The 12821-nt window shown below is 54.0% G+C and carries 10 protein-coding genes; 9 read left to right on the top strand and 1 reads right to left on the bottom strand.

Annotation, left to right across the window (positions count from 1 at the left end; all coding sequences use genetic code 11):
* Nucleotides 1-4: 4 nt before the first annotated feature.
* Nucleotides 5-1324, bottom strand: a complete 1320-nt coding sequence (gene uraA, locus MKX64_RS02765; RefSeq protein ID WP_095397369.1) for a uracil permease — start codon at nt 1322-1324, stop codon at nt 5-7.
* 304 nt (nt 1325-1628) lie between these two features.
* Here uraA and MKX64_RS02760 point away from each other — a divergent pair, with 304 nt between their 5' ends.
* The 9 genes from MKX64_RS02760 to MKX64_RS02720 all read left to right on the top strand — a co-directional run bounded on the left by MKX64_RS02760 (nt 1629) and on the right by MKX64_RS02720 (nt 12647).
* Entirely contained in the window at nt 1629-3803 is a 2175-nt protein-coding gene (locus tag MKX64_RS02760; protein WP_095397370.1) for a RelA/SpoT family protein, read from the top strand.
* 72 nt (nt 3804-3875) lie between these two features.
* Entirely contained in the window at nt 3876-4319 is a 444-nt protein-coding gene (gene dtd / locus MKX64_RS02755) for a D-aminoacyl-tRNA deacylase (protein ID WP_095262945.1), read from the top strand.
* Between the two features lie 91 nt (nt 4320-4410).
* Nucleotides 4411-4578: a hypothetical protein gene (locus MKX64_RS02750; RefSeq protein ID WP_155617237.1), complete on the top strand. Its 168-nt coding sequence runs from the start codon at nt 4411-4413 to the stop codon at nt 4576-4578.
* A 139-nt stretch (nt 4579-4717) separates the two neighbouring features.
* Entirely contained in the window at nt 4718-5239 is a 522-nt protein-coding gene (locus MKX64_RS02745) for a type 1 glutamine amidotransferase domain-containing protein (protein ID WP_341035293.1), read from the top strand.
* Nucleotides 5240-5297: 58 nt separating this feature from the next.
* Nucleotides 5298-5726, top strand: coding sequence for a hypothetical protein (locus MKX64_RS02740; RefSeq protein WP_095262948.1), 429 nt, complete (start codon nt 5298-5300; stop codon nt 5724-5726).
* A gap of 635 nt (nt 5727-6361) precedes the next feature.
* The gene (gene hisS, locus MKX64_RS02735; protein ID WP_095262949.1) at nt 6362-7615 is read left to right on the top strand and encodes a histidine--tRNA ligase; all 1254 of its coding nucleotides are present in this window, start codon (nt 6362-6364) and stop codon (nt 7613-7615) included.
* 75 nt (nt 7616-7690) lie between these two features.
* Nucleotides 7691-9466, top strand: a complete 1776-nt coding sequence (gene aspS, locus MKX64_RS02730) for an aspartate--tRNA ligase (protein ID WP_095262950.1) — start codon at nt 7691-7693, stop codon at nt 9464-9466.
* A 34-nt stretch (nt 9467-9500) separates the two neighbouring features.
* Entirely contained in the window at nt 9501-10256 is a 756-nt protein-coding gene (locus tag MKX64_RS02725; RefSeq protein ID WP_095262951.1) for a tRNA threonylcarbamoyladenosine dehydratase, read from the top strand.
* A 216-nt stretch (nt 10257-10472) separates the two neighbouring features.
* A complete protein-coding gene (locus MKX64_RS02720) occupies nt 10473-12647 on the top strand; it encodes a HelD family protein (protein WP_341035292.1) in 2175 nt (724 codons plus the stop codon).
* Nucleotides 12648-12821 lie beyond the last annotated feature (174 nt).

The following is a 12821-nucleotide window of genomic DNA, read 5'->3' as shown; positions in this document are numbered from 1 at the left end:
CAGCTTAATCCGGTATTTTCTCAACAATCGGCTGTTCGTTATTCTTCTCGTTGGAAAGGCCGGTAATTTCGAATACTTTAAAGAGCAGAGCCAGCGCAACACCAACGATGGTGGATAAAGCCATCCCTTTTAGCTCGACATTGCCGAACTTTAACGTAACTCCGCTGATGCCGACTACAAGGACGATCGTAGCCAGGATCATGTTGCTGGCTTTGGAGAAGTCCACCTTCTGCTCGACGAAGATCCGCAGACCCGATGCGGCGATGACGCCAAACAGCAGGAGGGACACGCCGCCCATCACCGGACGGGGAATGTTAGCCACGATCGCAGAGAACGTTCCTGAGAACGACAGCAGGATCGCAATGACGGCTGCGCCAGCGATCACGCGAATCGCGTAGACCTTGGTCAACGCCATCACTCCGATGTTCTCACCATACGTGGTGTTGGGCGTTGAGCCGACAAAGCCGGACAGCACCGTCGAAATCCCGTTGCCAAGCAGCGAGCGGTGCAGTCCCGGATTTTTGGACAGATCCTTGCCAACGATGTTGCTTGTGACGAGCAGGTGTCCGATATGTTCGACGATGACCACGATGGAAACCGGAATGATGGTCAGAATCGCTGCTATATCAAATACCGGAGTTGTCACTGTCGGGAACGACAGGAAGCTAGCACTTGTTATTTTCTCAATTTCCACTTCCCCGAGAGCAAAAGAAAGGCCATAACCAGCCACGATGCCGATCAGGATGTGGATGATTTTGGGGAATCCGCGGAATAATACCGCACCGAGCACAGTGACGCCAAGTGTGACAAGCGCGATCGTCACCGTCTTCGGGTTCATGGCCCATGTTTCGGCTTGCACGGGATCTGACGGAGGCAGGAAACCGGCCATATCAGCCGCTACCGGCACCAATTCGAGTCCAATCATGGCGATGATCGCGCCCATGACGGCTGGCGGAAACACAAAATCGATCCAGCGGGTGCCGGCATATTTGACGATTAAGGCGACGGCACAGAAGATCAGTCCGGTTATGATAAAGGCGCCAAGCGCCTTTCCGTAGTTCGCCCCCGGATCATCGACAAGCACGAGGCCTACCGGAGCGATAAAGGCGAAGCTGGATCCGAGATAAGCGGGTATTTTTCCTTTACACAGAAAAATATAAAGAAGGGTGCCAATCCCGTTCATCAACAGAATCATGCCAGGATCTACACCGAAAATGTTCGGAACGAGCACAGTGCTTCCGAACATGGCGAACAGATGCTGAAGACTCAGCAGAAAGCCCGGGCCAAACGGAAGCTTTTCATCTACCTGAATTTCGCGTTGCAAGTTATTCCACTCCTCTTATAGGACTTTAAATATAGACCGTTCGCGTACGATCTTTACTAGATTAAATACTATTGTTCGTTTTTTCAAGAGAGGATTTTACAAAAACCGAAAAGATCGGCTTGATCCTGCAAATTTAGTTCGAGAGAATAAGGGTAAATCAACAGAACCTCCCAGTATGCGTACGGTTGACGTAAACAGGGTTAAGCGTCATAATGATAGGAAAACCAAATTGATAAGGGAACCTGCACGTTTAGACAAAGGGCGGGTTCCATTTTATATAGAAAGGGAAGAGAAGGACTCGAAAATGGGCATAGAGCGATTACTCGAAAAGGCCGGCGCCTATATAAAAGAACCCGATCTTCTCCGCATCCAGGAAGCGTACGAATTTGCGGAGCAGGCCCATCACGGGCAAGTGCGAAAGTCGGGAGAACCTTATATTCTTCATCCGCTTGCGGTTGCAGACATCGTGGTCAACATGCAGATGGACACGTTGTCGATCATAGCTGCTCTGCTCCACGATGTTGTGGAGGATACGACGGTTTCTCTCGAAGAAATTCGCGAGCGCTTCGGTGAGACCTGCGCCATGCTGGTGGATGGTCTGACCAAGCTTGAACGCATCCGGTTCAGGTCGAAGGAAGAGCAGCAGAATGAGAACTACCGCAAGATGTTCATTGCGATGGCCCGGGACATCCGCGTCATCGTAATCAAGCTGGCTGACCGGCTGCACAATATGAGAACCCTAAAGTATCAGTCGGAGGAAAGCCAGCGCCGGATCTCCTATGAAACGCTGGAAATTTTCTGTCCGATTGCCCATCGTCTCGGTATATCCGCGATCAAATGGGAAATGGAGGACATTGCGCTTCGCTATCTGAACCCGCAGCAGTATTATCGGATTGCTAATCTGATGCACAAGAAGCGGGCGGAGCGTGAGCAGTACATTGATAACGTCATTGTCTGTATTCAAGAGAAGCTGGACGAAATGGGGATTTCCGCAGACCTGTCCGGCAGACCCAAGCATATCTACAGCGTGTTCAAAAAAATGACCGTAAAGAACAAACAGTTCAACGAAATCTATGATTTGCTTGCAATCCGGATTATTGTCGACAACATCAAGGATTGTTATGCCACACTCGGAATCATTCACACCTTGTGGAAGCCGATGCCCGGGCGGTTCAAGGATTATATTGCCATGCCCAAAACCAATATGTATCAGTCGCTTCATACGACCGTCGTCGGTCCGAATGGGGAGCCGACCGAAGTGCAGATTCGGACATGGGAAATGCACCGCACGGCGGAGTTCGGGATTGCGGCCCACTGGGCTTACAAAGAAGGAACCGCCGCCGCCGGAAATTTCGACAACAAGATGACGTTCTTCCGCGAAATTTTGGAGCTTCAGCATGAAACGAAGGATGCCTCCGAATTCGTTGAATCTCTTAAAATGGACTTTTTCTCGGATCTCGTATTTGTGTTTACGCCGAAGGGGGAAGTCATTGAATTGCCGGCTGGCTCGGTACCGCTCGATTTTGCTTACCGAATTCATACCGAGGTTGGCAATCGCACGATTGGAGCGAAGGTCAACGGCAGAATCGTGCCGCTGGATCATCAGCTGAAGACCGGCGATATCGTGGAAATCTTGACCTCCAAGCATTCTTACGGCCCCAGCCAGGACTGGCTGAAGATTGCGCAATCCTCGCATGCCCGCAGCAAGATCAAGCAGTGGTTCAAGAAGGAGAAGCGGGAAGAGAATGTGGAGAAGGGGCGTGAAATGCTGGAGCGTGAGCTCAAGCGACTCGGCCTTGAAGTTTCGGAATGGATGACAGACGACAAATTGCTGGAGGCAGCCAAGAAGTTTGCCTTTAACGATATTGAAGACATGCTGTCCGCCGTTGGCTTTGGCGGCATTACCGCCGCCCAGATCTGTACGAAAATCACCGAGAAGCTTCGCAAAGAGCAGGAGGAAGCCAGCCAGCTTGAGCTGACGTCGGAGATGAAGGAGATCAAGCCTGCGGAGAAACGCAGCCGTCCGACCAACGGTGTGCGGGTCAAAGGCATTGATAACTTGCTCGTCCGTTTTGCCCGCTGCTGCAACCCGGTCCCAGGCGATGATATTGTCGGCTATGTTACCCGCGGACGGGGCGTATCGGTCCACCGCTCGGACTGTACGAATCTTCCTTCGGTCATCGAAGGGGAGGATGCAGCGCGCGTCATTGAGGTAGAGTGGGAATCCTCAGTTGAAGCGAATTACAGCGTCGACATCGAGGTTACCGGTCACGACCGGAACGGGCTGCTCAACGAGGTGCTTCAGGCTGTATCTGAGAGCAAGACGAATATTTCGGCGGTGACGGGCCGCTCGGACAAAAACAAGATGGCGATGATTCATATGACGATCCTGATCCGGAACACGGATCATCTCCACGCGGTAGTGGAGCGGATCAAACGGGTGAAGGATGTGTACACCGTCCATCGGATTATGCAGTAAACAGCCATGCGGTTTGCGTTCCTTAGTGGGAAGGCAGGCCGCTATATTTTTGTGCAAAGGAGTAGGTATGAGATGAGAGTCGTTGTTCAAAGATGCAAGAATGCGAAGGTGACCGTAGGTCATGAGACGGTAGGCAGCATTGGTGAAGGGTTGATGGTGCTCGTAGGCGTCACGCATGAGGATGAGGAGAAGGATGCAAAATATGTGGCGGATAAGGTGGCAGGCCTGCGGATTTTTGAAGATGCCGACGGGAAGATGAACGATAGCGTTCTTGATGTGGGAGGGGCTGTACTGTCGGTCTCCCAGTTCACCTTGTACGGCGATTGCCGCAAAGGAAAGCGGCCGAATTTCATGGCGGCGGCCAGACCGGATCATGCCAAGCTGCTGTATGAAGCATTCAACCGGGAGCTGAGAGAGAAAGGCCTCGTTGTGGAGACCGGGGTGTTCGGGGCGATGATGGACGTATCGCTAACCAACTGGGGGCCGGTAACGCTTATCATCGACAGCAGGGCTTAAGCGCAATCCTCCGCATGGAGACGACAACAATCGGGCATCCTGAAGAAAGCGCAATTGATGGTTCTCCAATCTTTCGAAGGAGCTGGCATTCATGCGGCAATCTCCCAAGTTTACGATGTGGCAAAGCCTGGCAGCCGGCGGATGGTCTGGCGGCATGAGAGAAACGTCAAGCCTGGCGCGGCTGACATCTGGACCGGTCAGTCCGGACAGGGATATCATGCAGAAGGGCAGTCCCCGCCAATCGCTTCCACGAAGCTGAACGGCATAGCTGAAACGCAAGGAACCAGAAGTTCTCCCGCACTTCATGATGGCCGGGATTTGCAAACAGCTGTTAGTAATGATTTCGGATGGGGTAATAACATCATGTGAACATCACTAGTCGAAGGAGGAGTTAGCAGATGGGCAAAATTGCATTTCTACTCGCCAATGAATTTGAAGACTCCGAAATGACAACCCCCTATGAGGCTGTCAAAGATGCAGGATATGAAGCGGATATTATCGGACTGAAGCAGGGGACAGAGCTGAAAGGGAAGCAGGGCAAGGCAACGTACACGTCAGATAAAGCGATCGCTGATGCCAACATGAACGATTATGATGCGGTGGTGATTCCTGGCGGCTCCTCCCCGGAGAACCTTCGTCTGGACCCGAATATCCTTCAGTTCGTGAAGGAGGCCGACCGTGCAGGCAAGCCGATTGCTGCAATCTGTCACGGACCACAAATTCTGATCAGCGCGGATCTGTTGAAGGGGCGTACGCTGACATCTTATCCGCCGCTGAAGGACGATGTGGTGAATGCCGGAGGCCAGTTCAAGGATGAGGAAGTGGTGGTTGACCGCAATCTGATCACTTCCCGCACCCCGAAGGATGAGCCGGCTTTTGTCCGCGAACTGCTGAACGCACTGAAAAAAGTCACCGCTTAAGCAGGGCGTATGAGAAGGTAATTACACATCCTTTTACCGGATGAAAGGAGGAATGAACATGTCTAAGCTGATTCAAGCCTACTTCAGAACAGAGGATGATGCCGAAGGGGCAAGAACAAGTCTGCTGGCTTACAACACCGAGCAGCTTGAGGTAGGTGCCCTGCAGGAAGGGATCTCCAGCCGGACGAACCTGCTCGTTCCGCTGGTGCCGTGGACGACGAATACCGGAGGCGGGGGTTCATCGGCAACGACCGGGGTGTTTGGCGGCGGACCTGTCATGGGTGTCGCCCCGCTGCGGGATACGTCGCCAACCGGAGCGACGACGGATCAAGAGCCAGCCACCGCAGATGCTGTGGATGACTTGATGGGCAACGACAACGACGAACTTCGGTATGTGTTGTCGGCCAAGGTTCAGGATGAAGACTACGAGGAAATTGTCCAAAAGCTGCGCGAAAATCACGCGTATGTCGAGCGGCTGGACGATTAACAGGGTGATTCGGCCAAGAGAAACCGCTTTCACTCTTGTAACATAACTGTAATGTTCGTTCAATGTTCTGTTAATATAAGCTGTCTATAATAACAGCATGACCCCCTTTTTATATACTATATTTTGAACCTACAGACGCGGTTTGTAGGTTTTTTTCTTTTTATCGACATTTTATGAATCAGCTTCTTGACTTTATTCGATCGGTTGATTAGAATCTAAAAATATAATGTTTGGGATAAACTATAGTTAGTAATATCTGATTTGATGACGGGAACAAGTACTCCATCCCCACAAGACCAGAGAGGAATCCCCTTAGGCTGTAAGGATTCTCTTGATGAATGGACGAATGACCTCCCCGAGAACAGGCGGCGAAGCAAGCACCGGAAGGCCGGTGGGATAGACAGTAGCCGTTATGCGACAGCCGGGCGTTAACCGGTTAAGCGGACTGGAACACAGCAGCGTAGGAAGCCTGTTGTTCTCTGGCCGGAATGTGGGTGGTACCACGGGTGATATGTCTACACAATCTCTCGTCCCTGTTGTCTTCGATCAGACGACAGGGCGGGAGATTTTTTAATTTTCAGAGAATCGGGGCCGATTTGTAGTGTACAGATCCAGGTCCCATGGAGGGAAGAACGATGGCGAATCAACGATTTGAAAAGCCGACGGGAACCCAGGATATTCTGCCGGGAACCGTCGAGAAATGGCAATTCATTGAACAGAAGGCGCGCGAGCTGTGCCGGCGCTACAACTATCATGAGATCCGCACTCCGATCTTCGAGCAGACGGAATTGTTTGAGCGCGGTGTCGGTGAGACCACGGATATTGTCGAGAAGGAAATGTACACCTTCAAGGATAAAGGGGATCGCAGCATGACCCTCCGTCCGGAAGGAACGGCCGGTGTCGTTCGGGCGTATGTGCAGAACAAGCTGTATGGCGAGCCGGATGTAACGAAGCTGTATTATATCGGGCCGATGTTCCGGTACGAGCGCCCGCAGGCAGGACGTTACCGCCAGTTCCATCAATTCGGGATTGAGGTGTTTGGATCGAGCGATCCGGCAATCGATGCGGAAGTGATCGCGCTGGGCTACTCGTTCTATAAGGAGCTGGGACTTCAGGGCGTCAAGGCCGAGATCAACTCGGTCGGCACACCGGCGGTGCGTGCAGCATACCGGGAGCAGCTATTGGCATTCCTGACGCCGATGAAGGAGAGTCTCTGCGCCGATTGCCAGTCCCGCATGGACCGTAATCCGCTCCGCGTCCTGGACTGCAAGAAGGATCAGGACAAGTTCGGAGGCGCGCCGTCCATTCTCGATAGCCTGGATGAGGAATGCAGCGTACATTTTGAGAACGTGAAATCGTATCTGGATGCGATGGGCATCGAATATGAGATTAACCCGCGGCTTGTGCGCGGCCTCGATTATTATACGCATACCGCGTTTGAGTTCAAGGCACAGGGCATCGGCGCAATCGATACGGTTGGCGGCGGCGGCCGATTTAACGGGCTCGTAGGCGAGATTGGCGGACCGGACCAGCCGGGGATCGGCTTTGGCATCGGTCTGGAGCGTATCCAGCTTATTCTGGAACACCAGCAGGTGGATCTGTCCGGCATGCAGCCGCTGGATGTATATCTGGTGGCCCTTGGTGAAGCGGCGGAGCGTGAAATTGTCAAAATCATCTACGATCTCCGCAGCCGCGGCATTTCGGCCGAGCGGGATTACCTCGGGCGCAAAATGAAGGCGCAGATGAAGTCGGCAGACCGTCTTCAGGCCCGTTACACCGCCATCCTGGGTGACGATGAGCTGGCCCGGGGCGAGATCGCGGTCAAATCGATGGAGACCGGGGAGCAGCGCACGGTGAAGCTTGAGGAGCTGTACCGCGAGTTTATGTAATGCCGCTGCTTGCTGTAAGGCAGCACGGCTTCACAATATAAGCAATTGAATTCACTAAAGGGGAATGATGAGCAGATGAAAAGGACGCATCAATGCGGGCTTCTGACAACCGCAAACATCGGAGAAATCGTAACACTAAGCGGCTGGGTGCAAACCCGCCGGGATCTGGGCGGCGTATTGTTTATCGACTTGCGCGACCGCAGCGGCATTATGCAGGTTGTATTTAATCCGGACTTTTCCGGCGAGGCGCTGGCCGTAGCCGACAAGGTGCGGAGCGAATATGTGATCGCGGTGACAGGCAAGGTGGTCAAGCGTGATCCTGAAACGTACAATCCGAACCTGCCTACAGGTGAAATTGAGGTGCAGGTGACGGAGATCGAGGTGCTGAACGCTGCGAAGACCCCTCCGTTCTTCATCGAGGACGGCGTTGAGGTTGACGAGCAGCTCCGTCTGAAGTATCGCTATCTGGATCTTCGCCGTCCGGAAATGCAGAAGACACTCATGCTGCGTTCGAAGGCAGCCAAGGTGTTCCGCGACTACCTCGACGGCGAAGGGTTTGTGGATGTGGAAACGCCAATTCTGACGAAAAGCACGCCGGAGGGCGCACGCGACTATCTCGTGCCGAGCCGGGTGCATCCGGGCGAATTCTTCGCGTTGCCGCAATCGCCGCAAATCTACAAGCAGCTGCTGATGGTCAGCGGACTGGAGCGGTATTACCAGATCGCCCGCTGCTTCCGTGACGAGGATCTGCGCGCAGACCGTCAGCCGGAGTTCACGCAGGTGGACATCGAGACTTCCTTCATGGAGCGCGATGACCTGCTGAACATGATGGAGCAGCTGATGGTGAAATTGTTCAAGGAAACGATCGGCGTCGAGCTGTCCACCCCGTTCCAGCGTATCAGCTATGCGGATGCGATGGGCAAGTACGGTTCAGACAAGCCGGACCTTCGCTTCGGCCTGGAACTGATTGAGATGAACGACATCGTAGCTGGCAGCGGTGTGAAGGTGTTCTCTTCCGTCATCGAAAAAGGCGGCGAGGTGAAATGTCTGAACGCCAAGGGCTGCGGCACTTGGACACGTAAGGAAATCGACGATCTCGGGCCATATGCCGCCAGATACGGGGCGAAAGGACTAGCCTGGATTCAAGTGAAGGAAGGCGAGTTCAGAGGCCCGATCGTGAAGTTCTTTACAGAGCAAGAGATCGAAGCGATCAAGGAACGTACCGGCGCCGAGGAAGGCGACCTGCTGCTGTTCTCTGCCGACACGAAAAAAGTGGTGGCTGATGTGCTTGGAGCGCTCCGTCTGAAAATCGGGCGTCAGCTTGGCCTGATCAACGATAATGAATACAAGTTTGCATGGGTGCTGGACTTCCCGCTGCTCAGCTATGATGAGGAGCAGAAGCGCTATGTTGCCGAGCATCATCCGTTCACCCGTCCGAGAGACGAGGATCTGGAATTGCTCGACTCCGATCCGCTGGCCGTACGTGCTCAGGCGTATGACCTCGTATTGAACGGCTATGAAGTGGGCGGTGGTTCCATGCGGATATACAAACGCGACATTCAGGAGAAAATGTTTGCGGCACTGGGCTTGTCCCCGGAGGAGGCGCACGAGAAATTCGGCTTCCTTCTCGATGCGTTTGAGTACGGCACTCCGCCGCACGGAGGAATTGCCTTTGGCTTCGACCGTCTGGTGATGCTGCTGGCTGGTCGAAACAACCTGCGTGAGACGATTGCCTTCCCGAAAACGGCAAGCGCAACAGATCTTTTGATGAACGCGCCTTCCGAGGTGGACACAGCTCAGCTGGAGCAGCTTCATATCAAGCTGGCGAAGAAGCCTGTAGAGTCGAAGTAATACCGTATTTGCAAAAGGAGGTTGGCATCCTAGCATGCTGCATCAATTTTCCCGGACGGAACTGGCGATCGGTCCCGAAGGCCTTGACATAATGAAGAACAGCACGGTAGCCGTGCTTGGCATCGGCGGCGTGGGCTCCATTGCGGTGGAGGCTCTCGCCCGTACCGGCGTAGGACGTATCATTCTGATTGATAAAGATGTCGTAGACATTACCAACATCAATCGCCAGATTCATGCGCTGACCACGACGGTCGGACAGAAGAAGGCGGATCTGATGGTGGAGCGGTGCAAGCTGATCAATCCGGAATGCGAAGCGATCGCCCTCAACATGTTTTACACGGAGGAGACTTATGAAGAGCTGTTTAAGTACGAGCTGGACTATGTCATTGACGCCTCCGACACGATCATCTACAAGGTTCATCTGATCAAGGAATGTCTGAAGCGCGGCATTCCGATCATCTCCAGCATGGGCGCGGCGAACAAGATGGACCCGACCAAGTTCCAGGTTGCCGACATTTCGAAGACGTCGATGGACCCGATCGCCCGCATCGTTCGCACGAAGCTGCGCAAGGATGGCATTAAAAAAGGGGTCAAGGTTGTGTTCTCGATGGAGGAGCCGATGAAGCCCCGCAAGGACGTCACAGACAAAATTGTGCCGGAGAACGCGCCGAATATTCGCAAGGCGAAGCAGCCGCCGGCCAGCAACGCGTTTGTGCCGCCGGTTGCCGGTTTGATCATGGTCAGCGTGACCGTGCGGGATCTGCTTGAAAAAGGCGGAATCTCCGTATAATTCGATAGCGGCAGCCGAGAGAGGCTGCAGGAAAGGGTGTCCCGATGAGCAGATTATCTGTCTGCTGCCGGGGCACTCTTTTTTTTACGTCAAGGACAGAAAGAAGACAGTAGTATAACCTGCGCGGTTATGCTACAATAGAACTCCTTTTTGTGTCACGGCCTGGAAATAACAACCGGATGCAGAAAAATCGTTTCTTAGGAGGTAACTGAAAGTATGAGTGCTTTTCAAAGTGCCTATCAAGAAGAGCAGCAACGGCTACAAGAGGTGATTGTCGAAATTGACCGTCAGCTCGAACGGCTGCGAGGCATTCCGGTGTATACCGGCCATGATTTTACGGAGCAGGTGCTGGAGGCAGGGCGAGAGGAGAAGCGTCAAGCGCTGGCCAAAAGCTTGCCGGAGCCCTATTTTGGGCGATTGGATTTCCAAGAGAACGGAGTCGGGGAGCGGAAGCGGCTGTACATCGGCAAGGTTGGCCTGGATAAGGAAGAGGCCGGGGAATACCCGCTCGTTATCGATTGGCGGGCCCCGGTGGCCAGCTTGTTCTATTCCTTTACTGGTGGAACGGAGCCGGCTTCCTTCGAAGCGCCGGAGGGGATCATTGAAGGGCTGGTTTATTTAAAGCGCAATGTGGTCATCCGAAAGCAGATTTTGGAGCGGGTATCGGACACCTATGACCGGGAAAGCGGCGGTCCTGCTGTGTCAGACGAATTTCTGGTGTATCGTCTCGGGGAGAATAAGGATCACCGCCTGCGCGATATCGTTTCTACCATTCAGGCTGAGCAGGATCAGATTATCCGCGCTGCCAGAAATACGGCGCTCATTATCCAGGGGGTTGCAGGAAGCGGAAAGACGACGGTAGCGCTGCATCGGCTCGCCTATTTGCTGTACCAGTACAAGGAGCAGGTATCGGCGGATAAAATGATCATCTTCGCGCCGAACCTTATGTTTCTGGACTATATTTCGGACGTGCTTCCTGAGCTGGGCGTCGGGGATATTCAGCAGCGCACCTTTGCCGATTGGGCGGCCGAACAGCTCGACATCCACGTAACATCACAGGATCGGCTGGAGACGATGGCACAATGGTTCGAAGGCGATCCTCGTCTTGGGACGCCCGATGTTGACGGGCATACAAGCGGCCGCTACAAAGGCTCCCTCGAGCTGATGAAGCTCATCCAGACCTGTGTGGAAACGCTTGAGGCCGGTGCGCTGCCTGGCGATGATTTCTCTCCTTGGGACGGAGCGGTGCTGCCGCGGGAGACGATTGCGGAATGGTACTTCAAGGAATATCGCCCTTATCCGCTTGCGAAGCGGAAGGAGCGGGTGCTGACCAGAATTCATCGCTGGGTCGAGATGGAGCTCAAGAAATCGCCGTCGGCGGCCGTGATGAAGGAACGGAAGAAAAAAGCAGCCCAGCGTGAAAAATCCTATGCCGGCAAATGGCCGAAGTTTGAACCGCTGGCGTTGTACAAAATGCTGTTCGGGGCGGTCAAATCCTCCGGCCTATGGCCAGAAGAGCTGACCTCTGCGATTCCGGACAGCGTCAAATCAGCGACACGCAGTGATTTGAAGCAGAATGTCGTACGGGAAGAGGATCTGCCGGGGCTGTTGTATTTTCACTGCCTGCTGAACGATATTGCAAGCGACCAGCGCTTTGATCACATCGTCATTGACGAAGCCCAGGATTTCTCCCCGTTTCAGGTAGCGGTGCTGGACATGTACGTCAGAGGCCATTCCTTTACGATCCTCGGTGATCTGTCCCAAGGAATTCATGCTTACCGCGGCGTGCATGCCTGGGAGGAGATGAGCTCGCTGTTCTCGGAGGAGAACACGGCGTATTACGCGCTGACACGGAGCTACAGGTCCACGATGGAGATTATTGAATTTGCCAACCGCGTGCTGGAAAATGGGGTGCGCAGCGATCTATTGGCCGTGCCGGTATTCCGCAGCGGAGATGCGGTGAGGCTCATTTCATACAGCGATCCGGCCATGCGGGAAGAGGATATCAAGCAGGCGATGCGAGCGCTGCTGGAGAAGGAGTACCGGACTGTCGCTGTCCTGACCCGGACGCTGCAGGAGGCTAAGGCGCTTCATGCCGCGCTGAATCCGGAGTGGCCGGAGCTGAACCTGATCGATGGCAGCGAACAGACGTATCAAGGGGGCTTGTCCATCCTTCCCGTCTATCTCTCCAAAGGCTTCGAGTTTGACGCCGTCGTGATGGCCGATGCCGATACAAATCATTATGCGGACAAAGCGTGGGACGCCAAACTGATGTATGTTGGCTGCACGCGTGCGCTGCATGAGCTGTGGCTGCTGCACGGAACGCATGTGCCGCGCTATGTGGATGCTGAGCCGTCCGAGATTGTGGCCAAAGGCTGGCCGCCGGCTTAAGGCAAGCGGCAGCTCACTATTAGACAATCAGCGGCCTGCCCGTCCATGAAAGAGCTGCCAGCTATACGAGGAGCCGTGGAAGGCGGGCCGCGTGGACGGATATGCGCAGCCTGTTCTGACCGGCAGAATGTCACCACCTCCGAAACCATGGTCCCAAGGGCTGTGGTTTCGGTT

This window comes from Paenibacillus sp. FSL M8-0334, assembly GCF_038000405.1.
GTDB lineage: Bacteria > Bacillota > Bacilli > Paenibacillales > Paenibacillaceae > Paenibacillus_AQ > Paenibacillus_AQ campinasensis.
This window is presented reverse-complemented; position numbering and strand designations above follow the sequence as displayed.